The organism is Exiguobacterium sp. N4-1P (assembly GCF_002214325.1).
Map to the genome: position 1 here is coordinate 1,027,783 of NZ_CP022236.1, position 20,862 is coordinate 1,048,644.

Sequence of the window (20,862 nt, forward strand, 5' to 3'; positions counted from 1 at the left end):
CTCAATCAATCCCTTTCTATGAAAAGGAGGAAGTGTTTTGCAACACGAGGTGAACACACCAAAATCTTCGACACGACGCCTCGCGACCGTCTCGTTGATTTTTATGGCAGTCGGTTTTGTCGCGTCGCTACCGTTTAAAGAAAATGCTTGGATTTTTTGGCTTCAAAGTGGTTTTGAGGCCGGTCTCGTCGGTGGAATCGCCGATTGGTTCGCGATTACAGCCCTGTTCCGTCATCCGCTCGGTTTAAAGATTCCACATACGAACTTGCTGCCGAAAAATCGGGAACGGGTCATCGAATCGATTGTCCAGATGCTCGAAAAAGATTTATTGAACAAAGAAAGCATCGTCGAAAAGCTACGCCACATGACGCTTGCAGATCGCTTCATCAAATTATTACGTTCACTTGTGTTAGTCCCGGCGTTTCGATCGACCGTGACGGAACTATTGATCGGGATTTTACGAAAGCTTCCACGGGCATCAATCATCAAGGCGGCCGATGAGCGAATCGTTGAAACGATTCGTGCTTACCCGGCGAAGAAATTAGCCGATCGCTTAATCGATTTGAACGATGAGCGCCGACTCGATGAGTTGGCGATTGATCAACTGCTCGGTTACGGACAAAAACTCTTGCAAGACCCCGTCATCCGCGATCAAATCGGACGACTTGCCTATCAGGCAATGATTGATCAAGAAAAAAATACCTTCTTACGGGTGACAGCGAAGACGGTCCAAAAAGTCTATTCGGAGGAACGCCTCAGCCTTGTCATCCAAAGTGTCCTCTTGAGTGTGATTCAAGACATGAAACACGTCCATCATCCAAATCGGTTGGCGATCATCGATCACATCCGTCGGAATTTGGCACAGCTCGCACAAGATGATGTCCGATTAGAGAAAATCGATGCGTGGAAGATGCAAGAAATCGAACGGATTGATTTAGAGCCGATCCTCGATCGTGCCTACACGTCAGGCATCGCAGAGCTAGAGACGTACTTTATATCAGATGCATTTTGGGAACAACGGGCACTGCCTTTAATGAACCAGGCGCTTGATGAGTGGGAACACCATCCGACGTTCAAAGACGAGAGCGACCGCTGGATGAAAGACCAACTCGTCCGGTTCGTCGACCAAAACCATGCGCGGATCGGCGGACTCGTCCGTGAGAACTTGAACCGGTTCGATACGGAAACGTTGATTCATATGATTGAGGACAAAGTCGGAAACGACTTACAATGGATTCGGGTCAACGGAGCGATTTGTGGATTTTTCATCGGTTTAATTTTAGGTGGAGTCAAACTATTTTTTGCGTAAAAGGAGACTTCTGATGTGGCAACAAGAAGTAAAATTGACGTCTGATTATGATTTTGAGGGTGTCCGGACCCGCCTGTTGAATGATTCGCTACAGCAACAATCGGCAGATGCCTTACGGATTCCAATTCGTATCGATGAAGCGCCGTGGATTGGTCAAATCCGGGCGGACGATCGTCGAACGATCGTGTTGGCGGGGGATGGACCAAAACAACCGATGGTCGACGCGATGCGTCGACGGTTTCGCTTAGATGAACCGAACCCGTCGCACGAACTAAAGCAGACGACGCTTGCTTCGATCGTTGAAACGTTTGGCGCGGAACGGCTTGTGCTCGATGTTGATCCGTTTACAGCATTGATTCGCTCCATCATCCATCAGCAAATCAATCTGTCGTTCGCACGCGTCTTGACGGACCGGGTTTTTCGAACATTCGGAACGACAATCGACGGCGTCGTTTTTCCGCCGACGCAAGCTGAACTGGCGGGTGCTTCGGTGGATGACTTACGGGCGTTGCAACTATCGGGTCGTAAAGTCGATTATTTGTTACGGGCAGCGACCGCCAATCTTGACTTTGAACAACTCCGACAGGCGGAAGATGCGGTCATCGCTGAACAATTGATTGCTTTAAAAGGCGTCGGTCCCTGGACAGTCCAAAATGTGTTGATGTTCGGCTATGGGCGGAGTGATCTATTTCCGGCGTCCGACATCGGGATTTTACGGGCGTTTGAACGCTTGAATGGCGTTCGTCCGACTGTCAATGAAGCGATTGTTCTCGCTGAACAATTTGCCCCGTACCGCAGTCACGCTGCTTACTTATTGTGGCGTTCGATTGAATAAGGAACTATTCTTGTCACCCTCTAGTGAGAACGGTATAATGAATGCGACAGAACGAGTCATCGTTCGTAGAAACGACGAGTAGCGGTCTAACCGCTCGACATAGAGGGGACGAATGTGTATGTATACAGATGAACAAATCATCGAAAAAGCAAACGAAATCGCTAAAATGATTTCTGAAACGTCAGAAGTCGAACGATTTAAAGCGGCAGAGGCAAACATCAATGGCAACGAAAAAGTCCAAAAGATGATGAAACAAATCAAGTTCCTCCAAAAAGAGGCAGTCAACTGCCAGCACTACGGAAAAACAGAGGCACTCGCGCGTGTTGAAGCAAAACTGGATAAATTATTTGCTGAGCTCGATGAGATGCCGGTCGTCCAACAGTTCCAAGAGTCGCAAGAAGAAGTCAACGGCTTACTTCAGTACATCACGGTGACGATTTCGAACGGGATTACGGATCAAATCATCGAAGCAACGGATGGCGATGTCTTAGCTGGAAAAACCGGCAGTGGGATGGAAGCTGAAAACAAAAGCGGCGGTTGCGGCTATTAATCAATGAAATGAATGGGGAAGCCGACGGAAATCCGTCGGCTTTTTCTACGAATGAGGTGGAAAGATGGAAGCAGTACACAACACACCAATGATGAAACAATATTTTTCAATTAAGGCGGATTATCCGGATGCCTTTTTATTTTACCGATTGGGTGATTTTTACGAATTGTTTTTTGACGACGCAAAACAAGTTGCCCATGAACTGGAGCTGACGTTGACGGCGAAGAATGGTAAGAATGCGGAACATCCGATTCCGATGTGCGGGGTTCCGCATCATGCGGCGAACGGGTACATCGAACAATTGATTGAACGGGGATATAAAGTCGCGTTGTGTGATCAAGTCGAAGATCCGAAGTTGACGAAAGGACTCGTGAAGCGGGAAGTCATTCAAGTCATCACGCCGGGTACGTTGATGTCGTCCTTGACGGAAAAGGAAAACCGTTACCTCGTCGCAATCGCTGAACAAGAAGGACGGTTCGGAATTGCCCGCGGGGACGTCTCGACAGGCGAGAGTGCCTTGACGAGTGTTACTTCGCTCGACGCTGTCATCAAGGAACTGAGTATCATCTTGCCCCGGGAAATCGTCGTGACGAATCCGGAGCATGCGGCAGCATTACAGTCGTTACGGATCCCGTTGACGGAAAGCACGCGTCGCGAAAGTCATCCGCATGGTGACCGGGCGATCGACGCGGCACAAGCGGATGCGTTCGCTGTCCTCTATGCCTACATGCATGATACACAAAAACGTGCCTTGTCGCACCTGCAACCGGCGCTCGTCTATGAAGCGACAGATTTCATGCAGCTCGAGCCGAATACGGTCAAAAACCTTGAACTCGTCCGGTCAGCACGAACAGGCGACAAAAAGGGTTCGTTGCTTGGATTACTCGACATTACGGGAACCGCGATGGGGGGCCGGATGCTTAAGCGTTGGCTTGAAAAACCACTCTTGTCGGAACAGACGATTACGGAGCGGCTTGATGCGGTCGAAGAACTGCTGGGACACTACTTTGAGCGTCAACAGTTGAAAGATACGTTAAAGGAAGTCTACGACCTCGAGCGACTCGTCGCGAAAGTCGGCTACGGAACAGCTTCTGCCCGTGATCTCGTCCAGCTGAAAACGACATTACGGTTAATTCCACGGATACAGGCAGCGCTCGAAGAACTGCTCAGCCAGCGTCTCGGTCAATTGGCGCTTGGACTAGATCCGCATGACGAGTTAACGGCGTTACTTGATGCGGCATTTGTCGAAGCCCCACCAATTTCAACGAAGGACGGCGGTATGATCCGGACCGGCTTTAACGCCGAGCTCGATGAATTGCTGACCGCTTCAAAAGACGGGAAGACGTGGCTTGCGACACTCGAAGCGAGTGAACGGCAGGCGACGGGTATTAAAACGTTAAAAATCGGCTACAACCGTGTGTTCGGTTATTACATTGAAGTATCACGCGCCAACGCCAAGCTGCTCCCGGAAGGACGCTATGAACGAAAACAGACGCTTGCGAATGCCGAGCGTTACATTACGCCGGAACTGAAAGAAAAAGAGGCCTTGATTCTCGGCGCGGAAGAAAAAAGTATCACGATGGAATATGAACTCTTCTGTGGTGTCCGTGACCAAGTCAAAACACACATTGAGAGTTTGCAACGGGTCAGCCGCCGGATTGCGGAACTCGATGTCCTCGTCGCGCTCGCGGAAATCGCCGAAACGCACGATTACGTCCGTCCGGTGACGACGAATGGTCGAAGCGTAGCGATTGAAGACGGCCGTCACCCGGTAATCGAAACGGTCTTACCGCGTGGTGAATACGTCGCAAACGGGATTGCATTAGACGAAGCGCGGGAAATGTTATTGATCACGGGACCGAACATGTCTGGTAAATCAACCTACATGCGTCAGTTCGCCTTGATTGCCTTACTCCACCAAATCGGTTCGTTCGTTCCGGCGTCGCGGGCAGAACTTCCCGTCTTCGATCAAATCTTCACCCGGATCGGGGCAGCAGATGATTTAGTCAGTGGACAATCGACGTTCATGGTCGAGATGGTCGAGACACAAGAGGCATTGGCACGAGCGACGGATCGGTCACTCATCTTGCTGGATGAAATTGGTCGGGGCACGTCAACGTATGACGGAATGGCCCTCGCCCAAGCGATTGTCGAGCACATTGCCGATTCGGTCGGCGCAAAAACGCTTTTCTCGACCCACTACCATGAGTTGACGGTGCTCGAGGAAACGATTGCGAAGCTTGCGAACGTCCACGTCCGCGCCGTCGAACAAAACGGGCGGGTAGTATTCCTGCATGAAGTCCGGGACGGGAAAGCTGATCAATCCTACGGGATTCATGTTGCCCGTCTCGCAGATTTACCGGAAACCTTGATTTCGCGGGCAGAAGTGCTATTGTCTGAGTTCGAACAAGCTGATCAAAGCGTCAAACCACCGGTCGACGTCACGCCGCCAGTACTCGAGGCACCAATCGATCAGATGAGCCTGTTCGCAGAACCGGACCCTGTCAAGGAAACGATTGCGACACTCGACTTAATTAACATGACACCGCTCGATGCACTCAATACGTTGTATCGGTTGCAAGCAGAAGCCAGAAAGTGAGGAGATAAGGGATGGGCATCATTCGTGAATTATCGGATTCGTTAGCAAACCGGATCGCGGCGGGAGAAGTCGTCGAGCGACCGGCTTCCGTCGTCAAGGAGCTCGTCGAAAATGCACTCGATGCCGGAGCGACACAAGTCGATGTCGAACTTGAAGAAGCAGGGATGAAACGGATGACGATTCGCGATAACGGACACGGGTTTTATCCGGAAGATGCGGAACTCGCTTTCGTTCGTCACGCGACGAGTAAGATTAAGGATGAACACGATTTGTTCCGGATCAAGACACTCGGTTTTCGGGGCGAGGCATTGGCCTCGATTGCGTCCGTCAGTAAAGTCACGCTGAAGACGAAACGAGCCGATCAAGAAGGGGTCCAATTGATTCTCGAATACGGAAAGTTACTCGATCGTTCGGCTAGCGCGATGAACCGCGGAACAGAACTGACCGTTGAACACTTATTCTTCAATACACCAGCCCGCCTGAAGTATTTGAAGACGACACATACGGAGCTTGCGGCAATCACCGATGTCTTGAACCGGATGGCGTTCGCCCACCCGGAGGTCAAGTTCCGTGCCGTCCATGAAGGGAAAGTGTTGATCCAGACGAATGGCTCCGGAGACGTCCGGCAAGCTTTAGCGAGCGTCTACGGGCATCAGACGATTCAAGGGACACTTGTTGCGACAGCATCGAATGCGGACTATCAATTGACGTGTCATCTCGTTAAACCCGAAGTCACACGGGCATCGAAAAACTACATCACCTTGATTTTAAATGGGCGGTCGGTCAAAAACTTTGCTTTGTCGCAAGCTGTCCTGAATGGTTATCATACGTTACTGCCGATCGGTCGTTTTCCGATTGCCGTCATCGAGGTGACGATGGACCCGCTATTGATTGATGTCAACGTCCACCCGGCAAAACGGGAGGTCCGTTTGTCGAAGGAAGCGGAGCTATGTCAATTGATTCAAGAGACGATTCGAATGACACTCAGTCGCGAGACGTTGATTCCGCAAGTGACGAAACCAAAACCTAAAAAAGACCCGAGTGCTCAGGAACGACTCGACTTCTCGTATAGCGTCGATTCGGTTGAAGATACGTCGTCGCGTGCAGTCTGGAATTACCCGATTCCAAAACGCGAAGCGGTTCATGAGACAGAAGGGCAACAATCTGAACAAGCAGTCAGTTTCGGAGGGGAGCAACGGGAAGAAGTAATAGAGAACGCTGGCCAAACGGAGGACACTCGACCGAAGTTTCCCCATCTCGATGTCATCGGTCAACTGCACTCGTCCTATATCGTCTGTTCCGGCGAGGACGGGATGTATTTGATTGATCAACATGCTGCCCAGGAGCGCATCAAGTATGAAACGTACAAAGTGATGTTTGGTCGTCCGCTCGAGCAACAACAGCAACTGTTATTGCCGTACACGTTCGAAGTTTCATCTGACGACATGAAGCGGATGGAAGAAGCATTACCGTTACTGCTGGAAGTCGGAATTGAGCTGGAGGCGTTTGGACCACAAAGCTTTATCGTCCGTGAAGTGCCGACCTGGTTTCCCTCGCACCGGCAGGAAGAGACGATTCAAGAACTGATGGATGAAGCGTTGGTAAAACAAAAAGTCGATATCGAACAGTACCGGGAAGATGCGGCGATCATGATGGCCTGCAAAAAATCCATCAAAGCCAATCATCCGTTGAATGAAGAGATGATGCGACGGTTAATCGTCGACCTGTCACAAACCGAGATGCCGTTCACGTGTCCACACGGCCGACCGGTCATCATCGAATGGACGACATATGAACTGGAGAAATTGTTTAAACGCGTGATGTGAGAAGAGTATTTACCTCTCGCAAACGAAAAGAATACGCCTAAAAAACGCCGATGATTCCGTATGAAAAACGGGATTATCGGCGTTTCGTGTGTCATGGTCCATCCACTTACGCACAGTCTCAAAGTATAGGAAACGTAGTCTTTGACAATCATAGCTTCTGTTTTTCGTTGCTTGCCCGCCTCTTATCAGCGCGTAAAAACGCGCTTTTTCCCGTAGGAGTCAACGCAAAAGCAAAGCTTTTTGGGATTACACCGAAAAAAAGACATTTTAGAGCGTGTTTCGTCTTGAATCGCTTCATACACGTTCGTCTGTTCAACAACAGTTCTTGATGCTTAAAGCTGTACTGTATCAAGAAGTATCCTTTCAATTCGTGTGAGAACGATTACATCAAACAAATTGACTCATTTCATTGATTGTTCACAAACAGAAGCGGATAATGAACAGTGAATTCGGTTTATACAAGGGGAAAAGGAATTATGTCTACAAAAATGCGCACACTTCTTTCATTGATTGGGCAAGTGATCCTGATCACTTGTTTTGCGACAATCGGTGAACTGATCAGTAAAAGCTTTGACTTAGCGTTACCGGGGAATATCGTCGGACTTTTGTTGCTCTATTTAGCGCTCAAGGCAAAGGTCGTCCAAGTCAAACACGTTGAACGGGGCGGCCGGCTGTTGCTGCTCATCATGCCGTTGTTCTTCGTTCCGGCATTGTCGGGAATCATGGACTATGCGGTATTCTTACGCCAGAACGGCTTACAGATCGTATTGATCGTCATCATGAGTAGCTTGCTGACGCTCGTCGGTTCTGCCTACATCGTCGATCGGCTTGCTCATCGAAAAGATGGGGTGACGCCACGTGATTAAGGCACTATTTTGGTTGATTCTGACGATTGTTATCTTTTTGATTGGATTTGCCGGGTATCGGCGGTATCCACGAGTCTGGACGTTACCGATTTTGACCGTGACGGCAACAATGATTTTGATTTTATCATTGACGGGTGTATCCCACGCGACCTATATGACTGGCGGACAGTATTTGACGAAAATGCTCGGTCCTGCCATCACCGCCTTCGCAATTCCACTCTACACGGTCCGTCACCACGTTCGGCGTTTCTTGCCGGAAATCGGGCTAGGGGTCGTCATCGGGACGAGCATCGCCTTGACGTCAGATATCCTGTTCGGACTGTTGTTACATCTCGGACGAACGACGAATCTGGCACTGCTCCCGAAATCCGTCACGTTGCCCGTCGCCTTGTCGATTTCTGAGCGTTCGGGTGGAACGGCGACCTTAACCGCGACGTTCGTCCTGATGACAGGGCTCGTCGGTTCACTTGTCGGTCCACGCTTGATGACGGGATTAAAGATTCGTCACTTCGTCAGTCGGGGTGTCGGACTGGCTTCGATTGCCCATGTCATGGGTGCAACAAAATCGATGACACTCGACCAGCGGGAGGGTGCGGTCGGATTGCTGACGATGGTCTTGACAGCGATTTTTGCGAGTGTCCTGGCACCTTTCATCATTCAGTTTATTTATTAATATTTCTGTAAAGCTGTCCGACGGTTGAAACCGGCGGGACGGCTTTTTCGTATGTACATCATGCAAGGAAAAGGGGAGACGGGGAAATCATGATTATCTGGATTAACGGGACATTTGGAGTAGGAAAAATGACGGCGGCTAAGGGATTACAAAAAAGAATACCGGGATCTGATATCTTCGATCCGGAATCAGTCGGTCAGTTGTTGAGAGAACAATTACCGTCGACACGCACGTATAGCGATTTTCAAGATGAACCGTTGTGGCGGGAACTGACGCGGGTGATTCTCGAACGAAGCAATCAATCCGGCAATCGGACGGTCATTGTACCGATGACGGTGACGAACCCGACATATTTTGATGAGATCGTTGGTGAATTAAGACGCCGGGGGCACCTGGTCCATCATGTTTCGTTAATGGCCTCTAGCTCTACCGTGAAACGACGTTTACTTCGACGATTTGAACGACCGGATTCCTGGGGAGGGCAGCAAGCAGATGCCCGCATTCAAGCATTGACTGATCCGCTTTTCAATCAACACATCCAGACTGATCGACTGACGAAGCAAGGGGTAGTTGATGCGATTGCGCTAAGTTGTGACCTGCATGTAGCACCGCCATGTCGTAAACGTCTCTTTTGATGATTGATTCACCCGAATTCAGGGAATTAACAGGGAGGTACGAGATGGGTTAAAGACATCCCTGTATTTTTTGAAGATAAGTAGGGGGATTTTTTTATGAGAAACTGGATGACCGAAAAGATAGGAAGACAACTGATGGCGATTTTTTATGGGGTATTCGCGATTGGGGCATTGACGTCATTTGCGAGCTACCTATATATCGACGGCGCAGCAAGTCAGACGAAACGTCAAGTACTCGACCAATTAGAGAAAACACAATGGTTCTGGTTTTTGAACTTACTGATTTTCATTTTGTGTCTTGTGTTCATCGTCAGACCGATCATCAATCGGTTGACGGAACAGTTGCAAGAGCTGACGAAGAAAAGTCACCGTCTTGCAGAAGGGAAGTCGATTTCCTTAGAATATGACCGCCAATCGAATAACGAAGTCGGTCAATTAACTGACTCCTTTTACGAAATGGCCGATTCAATTTCGTCCCAACATACCGATCTATCACGACAAAATCAGGAGCTCGAACAAAAACAAGATGATTTGACCGGTAAGCAAAGAGAACTCGAACAGTCTTTGACGGCAACACGATCGAATGAATTGCACTTGAAAGATCGGAATGAATTGATTGAGACATTGGCTTCCAAAGAAAGTTTATTTGATTTTTCTTCCGTCATCAGTACGATTGTCCGTTTGACGAAAACGGAGTTCGGGGCATTACTGTTCATCAAGAATAATGAGATTACGTCGGTTGTACCAAAAGAGATGACCGATGAGCAGCAAGAGAGCTTAAAAACGGAATCGTTACTGTTGAAACGGGTCATGGTCTCAAAAGAAAGTGCACAATCGACGAAGCAAGTGACCGAAGATCGGTTGCTAGGTTACCCGTACTACATTCATGAAGCGGTCATTCCAATCATGGACCCGGCAAAAGATGAATTGATTGCTTGCCTTTATTTAGCACGATTTGATGAAGCGTTCACGGAACATGACATCACCGAACTGGCATCGTTCGCAAAACAGATTGCGATTTCACGGATGCGGATGACGTTATATGAACAGATGGACTATGAGCGGGCTGAAACGGCGCAACTGTTAAATTCTGTCCGAGAAGCGATATTATACGTCAAATATGAAGAACGAGTGATACTCGGTAACCGAGCATTGTTTGAAATCTTCCAGTCGCTTCAGATTGAGGAAGAAACAGATATGACGACGTTTCTTGAAGTGAATCCCGAGACGATGTTCGAACAGATGGATCAACGAGAGGCATTCGCAATGTATTTCGAGAAGGTCCTCGCTGGTCAGATTCCGACAGACATGTTTTCTTTATCGATTGACGACGGCACATACTTTATTCAAGTCTATGCTGAAGGAATCGTTCATGAGGGACAACCAATCGGGACAATCCTCGTCTTCCGGGATGTAACGCCTGAAACAGAAGTCGACCGAATGAAGTCCGAACTCGTTTCAACGGTCTCGCATGAACTACGGACACCCTTATCGTCCATTTATGGTTTTACCGAGCTGATGTTAAAACGGGATTTAGGTCCGGATCGGAGTAAACGGTATTTACAGACAATTCATGACGAATCAAAACGCCTGACTGATCTCGTCAGTGATTTCTTGAATGTACAACGAATGGAATCAGGCAAGCAGTCATACGAGAAAGAGGTATTTAATCTCCTCGATGTCGTCAAAGAGCAAATTCAGTTTCATCAGGCGACGACGGAACGGCACAACCTTCAACTCGATGCGGATCAAGGGCAGACATTCCTAGTAGAAGCCGATCGCAACAGCATGAAGCAACTCCTCGGTAATTTATTAAACAATGCCGTGAAGTACTCGCCGGACGGCGGTGATATCATCATTGGTTTACTCGAGCATGATGCAAACATCGAACTGAGTGTCCGTGATTTTGGTGTCGGGATTCCTGTCAGTTCGACGCCGCACCTGTTTAGTAAGTTTTATCGCGTCGACAACTCGGATAGTCGTAAAATTGGCGGAACGGGACTCGGATTGTCGATTTGTAAAGAAATCGTCCGCGAGCATGACGGAACGATTGAAGTCGAGTCCGTCTTAGGCGACGGGGCACTCTTTAAAGTCATGTTACCGAACGCAACTAAAAAGTAAGCAGGCTACCTGTCTCTTCAACAATTCATTTTGTTGGAGCGGCAGTTTTTTTGTAGGGGATGTTTAAGGTCATCGCGAATGACTAAACAGAAACGAGTAGCTGAAAGGGGATTAAACGATGCGAGAATGGTACGGTGCAGCAGCAGTTTGTGTCAATGAGGAAAATCAAGTATTGATGGTCAAAAGTTATGGTTCTGAGGCGTGGGCCGTCCCGTCCGGTGGAATCGAGCCGGGAGAGACGGCAGGCGAATGCTGTGTGCGGGAAGTCATGGAAGAGACCGGGTATCCCGTAAAGGTTAAACAGAACCTATTTATCTAAATTAGGCGATGAATCGCCACCCTCTCTTTCGGGTATACTCTTTGTAAGGAGGTGAACATCATGCTGACACACAAGGCCTACAAATTCAGAATATACCCGACAAAAGAGCAGGAAATCCTGATTGCGAAGACAATCGGTTGTTCGCGCTTCGTCTTCAATCACTTCTTGGCGAAGTGGGATGAGACGTATAAAGCGACAGGGAAAGGACTGTCCTACGCGTCTTGCTCGAAAGAAATTCCGATGTTGAAGCAGGCGTTCGACTGGCTGAAGGAAGTCGATAGCACGTCTGTTCAGACGAGCGTCAAACATCTTGCTGATGCCTTTGACCGCTTCTTCAAGAAGCAGAACGAACGACCCCGCTTCAAGTCAAAGCGCAACCCTGTTCAATCGTATAAGACGAACATTCAGGGCAAGTCTCAACTTCCAGAAGTCTCGATCGTCGGCGCCAAAATCAAAATTCCAAAGCTGAAGTGGGTGCGTTTCGCCAACTCGAGGCAGGTCGTAGGACGCATCTTGAACGCGACCATCCGGCGGAACGCTTCAGGTAAATACTTTGTCTCCCTGCTCGTCGAGCAGGAGAGCAACGAAATGCCGAAGACGGACTCATCCGTCGGCGTCGATGTCGGATTGAAGCACTTCGCCATCCTGTCGGATGGCACGGTATACAAGAACGACCGTTACTTCCGTTCGCTTGAGAAAAAGCTGACACGTGAACAACGTAAACTCTCTCGTCGTCAACGGTTGGCCTTGGACAAGAAAGTAACACTTTCCGAGGCGAAGAACTATCAGAAGCAGAAGCGGAAGGTCGCCCGCATCCACGAGAAGATCGCAAACAAGCGATCCGATTTCCTGCACAAGGTATCGACCGAGATCGTCAAAAAACACGACGTCATCGGCATCGAGACCTTGCAAGTGAAAAACTTACAGAAGAACCGCAAATTGAGCAAGTCCATCTCTGATGTCAGTTGGTCGGAGTTCTTCCGCATGCTCGAATACAAGGCGGAATGGTACGGAAAGACCGTCGTGAAAGTCGGAAAGACCTTCGCCTCTAGTCAACTGTGCTCCCGTTGCGGACATCAACACAAAGACGTGAAACATCTTGGTTTGCGTGAATGGACATGCCCGAGTTGCGGGATCCACCACGACCGTGATGTGAACGCAGGACTGAACCTCAAACAAGAAGCTGAACGCCTCTTAGCTTCTTCAACCGTCGGGACGACGGGGTTAGCCTGATCAATTTTCGACCGTTAGGTCGGATAACTCAGGAATCCTCCACCTCTGAGCGAAGCCTAGGTGGAGGTAGTTCAAGAAACAGACCGTCATCCAAACGATTCAAGTTGAAACGACATATTTTGAAGTCATCCGAATCGGTGACAGTCAAGGAATCAACGACCCGGACGAAACGATTGAACAGGTGGCGTGGATGCCGCGTGCTGAACTCGAGACAATCGAACACATGTATTCGGAAGATGTTCTTTTTTTGACGGAGTGGCTCGACGGTCGTGAGAATCATCATAGCGCTCTGGAAGTTCGAAAAGCGTGCCTGGAGCTGAAGAATACTTAAATTCTACAACCATTTCGTGAAAAATGAGTCCGTTTCCTTGCAAAAAATCAAAAGTATGCAGGGATTGCTGATGAAGATTCTTCCTAGATATAGTAGTCGTACAGACAGAAAAAAAGCGACATTTAGGGAGTGATGGTAATGGAAGTGAACACCTTATACCAACAAGTGATTGAGGAACCGACGACTAATCATGTCCAAGAAAATGCCAACATCGATGGGAAAGTACCACTTGCGAAGTTGAACCGGATTGCGAGTGCGGCAGCGCGGGCGATGATGGAAGACTTGCTCGTGACGCCGATCGTCAAACAAGCGTTAGCGGACAACATCCTCTATATCCATGACGCTGACTACTATGTCACGGGAACGACGACCTGCGCGCAAATTCCATTAGGACGCTTGCTGACGAACGGGTTTCAGATGAGTCATGGGTCGATTCGTCCGGCGAAAGATATCCGCTCCGCCCTTGCCCTCGCTGCAATCATCATGCAGGCCAATCAAAACATGCAACATGGTGGGCAAGCCTTTCCGACGTTTGACTTTGACTTAGCGCCGTTCGTCGAAAAAACATACGAACGTCAAATGAAGAAAATTAATCAGATTGCTCCGAGCTGGTCGAAGGCACGTCGTGCGAGATATGCGCGCCAAGAAGCATACGAAATCACCTATCAAGCATGCGAAGCCTTTATTCATAATACGAATTCAATGCATTCACGCGGTGGCGGACAAGTCCCATTCATCTCGATTAATTACGGGACGGATACGTCGTTTTACGGTCGAATGCTAACAAAAGCCTTACTTGAAGCGACACTGGCAGGTCTCGGAAAAGGGGAAACGCCCATCTTTCCGATTCAGATTTTTAAAGTCAAAGCAGGTGTGACGTTAAATCCGGGTGATCCGAATTACGATTTATTTCAGCTTGCGACAAAAGTCACGGGAAAACGGTTGTTTCCGAACTTTGCATTTTTAGATGCCCCGTTCAACGTCAGCAAGACAACAGAAGAAGTTGCCTACATGGGTTGCCGGACGCGTGTTTTCGAAAATCGTCAAGGAGAAGCTTCCGTGACGGGGCGGGGAAATCTGTCGTTTACGAGTGTGAACCTCGTTCGTCTCGCCTTGACGAGTCAAACGGTCGATCATATGTTTGCGACATTGACTGATTATACGAAACTTGCTTGCGAACAGCTGCTCGAGCGTTATCAGTACCAAGCGAATCGACGGGCGGAAGAATTTCAGTTTCTTTATCAACACGTCTGGCGCGACGGGGAGACGCTTCAACCGACCGATCGCGTTGAGCCGGTCCTGCGTCACGGGACGCTTTCGGTCGGATTCATTGGTCTCGCGGAAGCGCTCGTCGTTTTGACGGGACATGATCACGGCGATTCAGCGATTGCCCATAACATCGGCCGGGCGTTGATTCAGACGATGCGTAACGTTGTCGATCAATTCGGGGATGAGACGGGATTGAATTTTTCACTGATTGCGACACCGGCGGAAGGATTGTCTGGAAAATTCACGGCGCATGATGTCGCAAAGTTTGGTTTGATTGCCGGTGTGACGGATAAAACCTACTATACGAACTCGTTCCATCTTCCAGTGACGGCAGCTGTAACGATGCGTCAAAAGATTCGCCTCGAAGCGCCGTTTCATGCCCTTTGTAACGGAGGACATATCACCTATGTCGAGACGGATGGAGCGCTCGCAGAAAATCCGCAAGCCGTCGAGGATATCGTCCGGATGATGGTGGCAGAAGGCATTGGCTATGGCTCAATCAATCATCCAATCGATCGTTGTTTGACCTGTCGGACGGAACAGACAATCGAGCAGACGTGTCCGGTCTGTGGCGGAGAAGACATTGAACGGATTCGGCGGATTACGGGATATCTCGTCGGGACGATGGCACGCTGGAATGAAGCCAAACGGGCGGAAGAACAGGACCGGGTCTACCATGGTACGACTGCTATCCATCGTCGCTGATTCGGTCGTCGATGGTCCCGGCTTACGGACGGTCATCTTTTTCGCCGGTTGTCCACATCGGTGCCGAGGCTGTCATAATCCATCGTCGTGGTCGCTTGCAGCAGGTGCAACCTACTCGACTCCTGACGTCATCAAGCGGGTCGAGGAAATCGGATCAAAACGGATTACGCTGTCGGGGGGTGAACCGTTCGCTCAAATCGAAGCACTTGAACAGCTCGTCCTGGTATTGCGACCGGACTATGAGATTTATTTGTTCACCGGGTATCGGATTGAAGACTTAGTTAAAGATGAACGCGCGTGTCGAATCTTACGGCAGGTGGATTGTTTGATTGACGGACCCTACATGGAGCAGCTCCATGATACGAGCCTTGCCATCCGTGGCAGTACGAACCAGCGGATTCTCTTCGCCAAACAGATTGAGGAGTATATCAAGAACAGATAGCGGACGGACTGCAGACAACAAAAAAACGCCGATGCTCCCATGTTTCATCCGGAGTCATCGGCGTTTTCATGTCTATTCTTTTCATTCATAACGGAAGGAAGCGAAAGCTACCGTTACGCATATTTTTTTTCGGCGACCGTTTCGACGACCGTTAATGTTTCCGATGGACGCTTTTTAATGAAGAACGAAAGGATTAAGGCGAACAAGGCGAGCAATGTCGCGATGAAAAACGTATCATTAATCCCTTCGACCATTGCTTGCGTCATGATCGTTTTCGGTGCTGTCGTCGGCGTTGCGTTCGCAGCAAGATCCGTTGCGTAACTCGCTGTCCGTGATGTCATGACGGAAATGAGTAAGCCGGAACCGATTGCTCCTGATACTTGCGATAACGTATTGTTGAGTGCCGTACCATGTGGTGTCAAATGTTGTGGAATATGATTGAGACCGTTCGTCATGACGGGCATCATCACCATTGAGATTCCGAGGAAACGTAATGTGTACATGATGACGAGGAACGAATACGCTGTATCTGCCGTCAAACGACTGAAGAAGAACGTTGTTAAGACTGTCAACGACAATCCGATGATGGCAAGCACCCGGGCACCGAACCGGTCAAACAAACGACCTGTGATCGGAGACATAAACGCCATGACGAGTGCACCGGGTAACATCAAGAGTCCAGAGTGGAACGGGGAAATCCCGCGAATCGTTTGGACATAAATCGGCATCAAGATCATCGCCGAGAACATCGACATGTTAAGGACCATCGAAATCCCTTGTGATAAAGCAAACATCGGATATTTAAAAATCCGGAATTCAAGCATCGGTTCGTCGAGACGTAATTGTCGTATAATGAATGAGACGAGACTGATGACGCCGACTGTTAAGGAGCCGATGACAGCGAATGATCCCCAACCGGCTGAACCGGCTGAACTGAATCCATACAACAACCCACCGAATCCAAAACTGGACAACACGAGTGACAGGCGATCGATGCGTAAACTGCTTGTGACGACTTCTTTTTTTAGTAAGAAGAAACCAAGAACAAGAACAAGTGCAGCAATCGGTGTCACGATGTGGAACAGCATCGGCCATTCGTAATGCTCAAGGACCCAACCGGACAGGGTCGGACCGATTGCCGGTGCAAATGTGATGACGAGTCCGAAAATCCCCATCGCTTGTCCGCGTTTCTCGATTGGGAAGCCGGTGATCAAGACGTTCATTAATAATGGCATCATGATAGCAGAACCAGATGCTTGTAACATCCGTGAACCGAGTAAGACGGGGAAGAGCTCCGTTTGACCCGCAACGATGGTTCCAATCGTAAATAAGCTCATCGCCGTTAGAAACAGCTGGCGGGTTGAGAACTTTTGGACGAGAAAGGCAGACGTCGGAATCATGATGCCGTTGACGAGCATATAGCCCGTTGTCAGCCACTGGGCCGTACTGGTTTGAATATCGAGCGAAACCATAATGGAAGGTAAGGCGATATTTAATAGCGTCGAGTTGAGGACGGCAACGAACGCGCCTGCCATGAGGACAGCTAAAATAAGATAAAGTCGAGATGATTGCTTGGTTGATTGCATTTCGTTATGCTCCTTTTATACTACGTGTCTAATTTGTTATACTTCAATTCTACAACTTAGCTATCTTACCGCCTGAAGCAAAACATTACAAATTATTTGCTTTATACACTAAAATAAAAAAGATTGAGGTAAAATCGAATGTACTCAAAAAGATCTTTTACTAGAAGAGGGATTAGAAAATGAACCCAAAAAAGAAACAACTCCTGGATGCTGCATATCGTCTGTTCGTTGAAAAGGGATACCAGTCCACATCGATTCAAGATATTCTCGAGCATAGTAATGTCTCGAAAGGGACGTTCTATAACTACTTTTCATCGAAAAACGAATTGTTCATCGACGTATTTAACGTCGTCTTTGAAAAAATGCGTAATGTTCGAAAAGACATTTTGGTCGGACGCGACGTGTCGGATTATGAGACATTCATCCAACAAGGTAACTGTTACCTTGAACTGATGCAAAAATATAAGCTCTATACCTTGTTTGAAGAAGCTGTCGCTTCGAACGAAAAAGAACTGAAGGCGTTCATGGAAAAGAACCGATTACTTGAAATCGAATGGACCTATCACCGGATGCGTGATTTGTTTGGCGAGGAAAAAGCACCATACTTGCTTGACTTCGCCGTCCTTTATACAGGGATGCTCCAATACGCGATGTATTTTTTCCGTCAATCGGAAAAAAATACACAACCGGAGCGGGTCGTCCGTTACGTCTTTAATCGGTTGACACATTTCGTCGACGACGTCAGTCGAACGGAAGAACAATTGATTCCACCACGTTTCCTCTCCGTTTGGCTCGATCGTCCGCAAGATGAGGTCGTCATCCGGAAAGAACTGTTCGTAAAAACAAATGAACACATGAAACGGTTGATTGGCTTGTCGGCGATTTCAGACGCTTCAAGGGAAGCACATAACGAAGTGCTTGATTTTGTCTATGAAGAACTGCTCGAACGAAAAAAACCAAAAATTCATCTCCTCCGTCGTGCCCTCGATACGCTCGACGAGGATCCAATCTTCTGTGGACAGGACATCATGGCGACGTATAAAGAAATGGTCGATGAAATCGTGATGATCCGGACAAAATCACAATGAGTCTTGTTTGCGTCCCAAAAAGGTACTATGATAGGAAATAGACAAAAAAAGAAATGAGGAATTATATGTTTTCACAATGGAGAAAGGAATGGCTGCTGCAACCTAAAACAGACATTCTATCTGGAATCGTCGTCGCCTTGGCACTCGTTCCGGAAGCAATCGCCTTTTCCTTGATTGCTGGCGTTAACCCGATGGTCGGGCTGTATGCTTCCGTCATTATTGCGATCATCATCTCAATCGCCGGTGGTCGACCGGGAATGATTTCAGCTGCGACAGGTGCGATGGCACTCGTCGTCGTCCAACTCGTCAAAGATCATGGCGTCGACTATTTACTCGCTGCCGGGATTCTCGCCGGGGTCATTCAAATCGTGCTCGGTTTTTTAGGCGTTGCGAAATTACTTCGCTTCATTCCGCGTTCCGTCATGGTTGGTTTCGTTAACGCGTTAGCGATTTTAATTTTTTCGGCACAACTGCCGCAGTTCGAAGGACAAAACTGGATCATGTACGCAATGGTCGCAGCGTCGCTCGCCATCATCTTAATTTTCCCGCGCTTTACAAAAGTACTGCCGGCACCACTCGTCGCGATCACGATTATGACGATTTTGACGGTCGTCTTTTCACTTGATACGCGCGTCATCGGTGATATGGGACAAATTTCTGCGTCACTACCGAGCTTTTTCTTACCGAACGTTCCGTTTTCACTCGAGACGTTACAAATCATTTTCCCGTATGCCTTATCACTCGCTTTCGTTGGTTTGATCGAGTCACTCTTGACGGCACGAATCGTTGATGAGATGACGGATACGACATCAAACAAGGCGACGGAATCACGTGGACAAGGAATCGCAAACATCGTTGCTGGATTCTTTGGCGGGATGCCGGGCTGTGCGATGATCGGTCAATCGGTCATCAATGTCACATCAGGTGGACGTGGTCGTCTATCGACCTTTACAGCAGGAGCATTCTTGATGCTGCTGATGGTCACGATGAATGACTTATTAATGACGATTCCGATGGGGGCACTCGTCGGTGTCATGTTCTTTGTATCGTATGCGACCTTTGATTGGGGTTCATTCAAAATGTTGAAGAATTCACCGAAAAGTGACTCTGCTGTCATGCTCGCGACAGTCATCGTGACGGTCTTGACGGATGATTTATCGATGGGGGTACTCGTCGGAATCTTGCTTGCAGCGATTCTCTTTGCGTCAAAAATTTCGCGCATCAACATGACACGTCGTGTTGAAAACGATCAAGTCACGTATCAAATCAATGGACCGATTTTCTTTGCCTCGACGACGACATTTACTGAACAGTTTGATATCGTAGCCGATGCACAAATGAAACAAGTCGTCATTGACTTTACGAACGCCCATTTATTTGATGATTCCGCGACGGAAGCAATTGAAACGGTTGTCTTGAAATATCAGGCAGCAGGGACGAAAGTAGAACTCGTTGCATTAAATGAAGAATCACAAGCATTAATCGATCGGTTAGCGCACCGGATTGCATAATGAAGGACCGTCAGGATGAAAATCTTGACGGTTTTTTTGTATACATGACCGGGTGAACGGTATACTAAGAAAAAAGGGGGAGTTTTCATGAAATGGTTTCGATTTGAACAAGAAGGACGGGAACGGATTGGTGTGGAGTCGGACGGACACCGGTATGACGTGACGACACAAGCCTATACGGATTCATTGCTCGAAGTCATCACACGGGGGTTTGAGATGGATGTTGATTTAGACATCGCACCATTGATTACAGAAGATGTCCGCTTGCTCGCGCCGTACGTTCCGATGCGTAACGTCATTTGTGTCGGTAAAAATTATGCCGACCATATTAAAGAAATGGATACGGCAGGGGCAGGGAAATTTGTATTGTTCACGAAGGCGCCGAGTGCAATCGTCGGGCCGTTCGATTCCATTGAACGCCATGCTGATTTAACGGATCAGCTGGACTATGAAGGCGAACTCGCCATCATCATCGGGACGACGGGGCGTGATTTGACACCTGAAAATGCACTGGACCACGTTTTTGGCTACAGCATCGTCAATGATGTGACGGCGCGTGACCTTCAAAAAGAACACGTCCAGTTTTTCCGCGGGAAGTCGCTTGATGGTTTTTGTCCATTCGGTCCCGTTATCGTCACGAAGGATACGTTTGATCCGACTGACGTCTTGGTCGAGACGCGTGTCAACGGGCAAGTGCGTCAATCCGGTTCGACGAAGTTGATGATTCGTGACATCGTGACGATTTTGACGGAAGTCTCGCGCGGGATGACACTCGAAGCAGGAGATATCATTGCGACAGGGACACCAGCTGGCGTCGGTCATGGGATGAAACCCCCAGTATACTTACAGACAGGGGATATCGTCGATGTTTCGATTGAAGGAATCGGTCACCTTCGCAATGAAGTCAAGGCATAAAGCACAAACCTAACTGAAGTTGAAAGGCTGATTTACCTGTCTTTATAAA

18 protein-coding genes are annotated in these 20,862 nt (G+C 48.5%); 17 read left to right on the forward strand and 1 reads right to left on the reverse strand.

What is annotated here, in order from left to right:
* Positions 1-37 precede the first annotated feature (37 nt).
* From A0126_RS05225 to nrdG, 14 genes are all read left to right on the forward strand, one after another.
* Positions 38-1,309, forward strand: a complete 1,272-nt coding sequence (locus tag A0126_RS05225; RefSeq protein WP_088836714.1) for a DUF445 domain-containing protein — start codon at positions 38-40, stop codon at positions 1,307-1,309.
* Positions 1,310-1,322: 13 nt separating this feature from the next.
* Positions 1,323-2,144, forward strand: coding sequence for a DNA-3-methyladenine glycosylase family protein (locus tag A0126_RS05230; RefSeq protein ID WP_088836715.1), 822 nt, complete (start codon positions 1,323-1,325; stop codon positions 2,142-2,144).
* A 112-nt stretch (positions 2,145-2,256) separates the two neighbouring features.
* Positions 2,257-2,694 (forward strand): YlbF/YmcA family competence regulator, encoded by a 438-nt coding sequence (locus tag A0126_RS05235; protein ID WP_029333202.1) that lies wholly within the window; start codon positions 2,257-2,259, stop codon positions 2,692-2,694.
* Positions 2,695-2,758: 64 nt separating this feature from the next.
* Positions 2,759-5,293: a DNA mismatch repair protein MutS gene (gene mutS / locus A0126_RS05240; RefSeq protein ID WP_088836716.1), complete on the forward strand. Its 2,535-nt coding sequence runs from the start codon at positions 2,759-2,761 to the stop codon at positions 5,291-5,293.
* An 11-nt stretch (positions 5,294-5,304) separates the two neighbouring features.
* Positions 5,305-7,119, forward strand: a complete 1,815-nt coding sequence (gene mutL / locus A0126_RS05245; protein WP_088836717.1) for a DNA mismatch repair endonuclease MutL — start codon at positions 5,305-5,307, stop codon at positions 7,117-7,119.
* Between the two features lie 476 nt (positions 7,120-7,595).
* Positions 7,596-7,985, forward strand: coding sequence for a CidA/LrgA family protein (locus A0126_RS05250; protein ID WP_088836718.1), 390 nt, complete (start codon positions 7,596-7,598; stop codon positions 7,983-7,985).
* Positions 7,978-8,658, forward strand: a complete 681-nt coding sequence (locus tag A0126_RS05255) for an LrgB family protein (RefSeq protein WP_088836719.1) — start codon at positions 7,978-7,980, stop codon at positions 8,656-8,658. Before A0126_RS05250 ends, A0126_RS05255 begins: the two co-directional genes overlap by 8 nt.
* 89 nt (positions 8,659-8,747) lie before the next feature.
* The gene (locus tag A0126_RS05260; RefSeq protein ID WP_088836720.1) at positions 8,748-9,293 is read left to right on the forward strand and encodes an AAA family ATPase; all 546 of its coding nucleotides are present in this window, start codon (positions 8,748-8,750) and stop codon (positions 9,291-9,293) included.
* Between the two features lie 96 nt (positions 9,294-9,389).
* Positions 9,390-11,414 (forward strand): ATP-binding protein, encoded by a 2,025-nt coding sequence (locus tag A0126_RS05265; RefSeq protein ID WP_088836721.1) that lies wholly within the window; start codon positions 9,390-9,392, stop codon positions 11,412-11,414.
* 118 nt (positions 11,415-11,532) lie between these two features.
* On the forward strand, positions 11,533-11,733 hold the full coding sequence (locus A0126_RS05270) for an NUDIX hydrolase (protein ID WP_088836722.1): 201 nt from the start codon (positions 11,533-11,535) through the stop codon (positions 11,731-11,733).
* Between the two features lie 60 nt (positions 11,734-11,793).
* The gene (gene tnpB / locus A0126_RS05275; protein WP_088836723.1) at positions 11,794-12,966 is read left to right on the forward strand and encodes an IS200/IS605 family element RNA-guided endonuclease TnpB; all 1,173 of its coding nucleotides are present in this window, start codon (positions 11,794-11,796) and stop codon (positions 12,964-12,966) included.
* A 190-nt stretch (positions 12,967-13,156) separates the two neighbouring features.
* Complete coding sequence (locus A0126_RS19105; RefSeq protein ID WP_157898465.1) at positions 13,157-13,297, forward strand: hypothetical protein; 141 nt, start codon at positions 13,157-13,159, stop codon at positions 13,295-13,297.
* Between the two features lie 138 nt (positions 13,298-13,435).
* Positions 13,436-15,271: an anaerobic ribonucleoside triphosphate reductase gene (locus A0126_RS05280; protein WP_088836724.1), complete on the forward strand. Its 1,836-nt coding sequence runs from the start codon at positions 13,436-13,438 to the stop codon at positions 15,269-15,271.
* Positions 15,243-15,713 (forward strand): anaerobic ribonucleoside-triphosphate reductase activating protein, encoded by a 471-nt coding sequence (gene nrdG, locus A0126_RS05285; RefSeq protein WP_088836725.1) that lies wholly within the window; start codon positions 15,243-15,245, stop codon positions 15,711-15,713. Before A0126_RS05280 ends, nrdG begins: the two co-directional genes overlap by 29 nt.
* Positions 15,714-15,826: 113 nt before the next feature.
* Here nrdG and A0126_RS05290 read toward each other — a convergent pair whose 3' ends face one another.
* Positions 15,827-17,299: a DHA2 family efflux MFS transporter permease subunit gene (locus tag A0126_RS05290; protein WP_088836726.1), complete on the reverse strand. Its 1,473-nt coding sequence runs from the start codon at positions 17,297-17,299 to the stop codon at positions 15,827-15,829.
* Positions 17,300-17,478: 179 nt separating this feature from the next.
* Here A0126_RS05290 and A0126_RS05295 point away from each other — a divergent pair, with 179 nt between their 5' ends.
* The 3 genes from A0126_RS05295 (at position 17,479) to A0126_RS05305 (ending at position 20,813) form a co-directional block, all read left to right on the forward strand.
* Positions 17,479-18,387 (forward strand): TetR/AcrR family transcriptional regulator, encoded by a 909-nt coding sequence (locus A0126_RS05295; protein ID WP_088836727.1) that lies wholly within the window; start codon positions 17,479-17,481, stop codon positions 18,385-18,387.
* Positions 18,388-18,452: 65 nt separating this feature from the next.
* A complete protein-coding gene (locus tag A0126_RS05300; RefSeq protein WP_029333221.1) occupies positions 18,453-19,898 on the forward strand; it encodes a SulP family inorganic anion transporter in 1,446 nt (481 codons plus the stop codon).
* An 87-nt stretch (positions 19,899-19,985) separates the two neighbouring features.
* On the forward strand, positions 19,986-20,813 hold the full coding sequence (locus tag A0126_RS05305) for a fumarylacetoacetate hydrolase family protein (protein WP_088836728.1): 828 nt from the start codon (positions 19,986-19,988) through the stop codon (positions 20,811-20,813).
* Positions 20,814-20,862 lie beyond the last annotated feature (49 nt).

Excerpts from the sequence above, each read along its gene's own strand:
- A0126_RS05280 (WP_088836724.1), top strand. The coding sequence starts at position 13,436 with ATGGAAGTGAACACCTTATACCAACAAGTGATTGAGGAACCGACGACT.
- A0126_RS05250 (WP_088836718.1), top strand. The coding sequence starts at position 7,596 with ATGTCTACAAAAATGCGCACACTTCTTTCATTGATTGGGCAAGTGATC.
- A0126_RS05265 (WP_088836721.1), top strand. The coding sequence starts at position 9,390 with ATGAGAAACTGGATGACCGAAAAGATAGGAAGACAACTGATGGCGATT.
- tnpB (WP_088836723.1), top strand. The coding sequence starts at position 11,794 with ATGCTGACACACAAGGCCTACAAATTCAGAATATACCCGACAAAAGAG.
- A0126_RS05260 (WP_088836720.1), top strand. The coding sequence starts at position 8,748 with ATGATTATCTGGATTAACGGGACATTTGGAGTAGGAAAAATGACGGCG.
- A0126_RS05300 (WP_029333221.1), top strand. The coding sequence starts at position 18,453 with ATGTTTTCACAATGGAGAAAGGAATGGCTGCTGCAACCTAAAACAGAC.
- A0126_RS05270 (WP_088836722.1), top strand. The coding sequence starts at position 11,533 with ATGCGAGAATGGTACGGTGCAGCAGCAGTTTGTGTCAATGAGGAAAAT.
- nrdG (WP_088836725.1), top strand. The coding sequence starts at position 15,243 with ATGGTACGACTGCTATCCATCGTCGCTGATTCGGTCGTCGATGGTCCC.
- A0126_RS05295 (WP_088836727.1), top strand. The coding sequence starts at position 17,479 with ATGAACCCAAAAAAGAAACAACTCCTGGATGCTGCATATCGTCTGTTC.
- A0126_RS05235 (WP_029333202.1), top strand. The coding sequence starts at position 2,257 with ATGTGTATGTATACAGATGAACAAATCATCGAAAAAGCAAACGAAATC.
- mutL (WP_088836717.1), top strand. The coding sequence starts at position 5,305 with ATGGGCATCATTCGTGAATTATCGGATTCGTTAGCAAACCGGATCGCG.
- A0126_RS05290 (WP_088836726.1), bottom strand. The coding sequence starts at position 17,299 with ATGCAATCAACCAAGCAATCATCTCGACTTTATCTTATTTTAGCTGTC.
- A0126_RS05230 (WP_088836715.1), top strand. The coding sequence starts at position 1,323 with ATGTGGCAACAAGAAGTAAAATTGACGTCTGATTATGATTTTGAGGGT.
- A0126_RS19105 (WP_157898465.1), top strand. The coding sequence starts at position 13,157 with ATGCCGCGTGCTGAACTCGAGACAATCGAACACATGTATTCGGAAGAT.
- mutS (WP_088836716.1), top strand. The coding sequence starts at position 2,759 with ATGGAAGCAGTACACAACACACCAATGATGAAACAATATTTTTCAATT.
- A0126_RS05305 (WP_088836728.1), top strand. The coding sequence starts at position 19,986 with ATGAAATGGTTTCGATTTGAACAAGAAGGACGGGAACGGATTGGTGTG.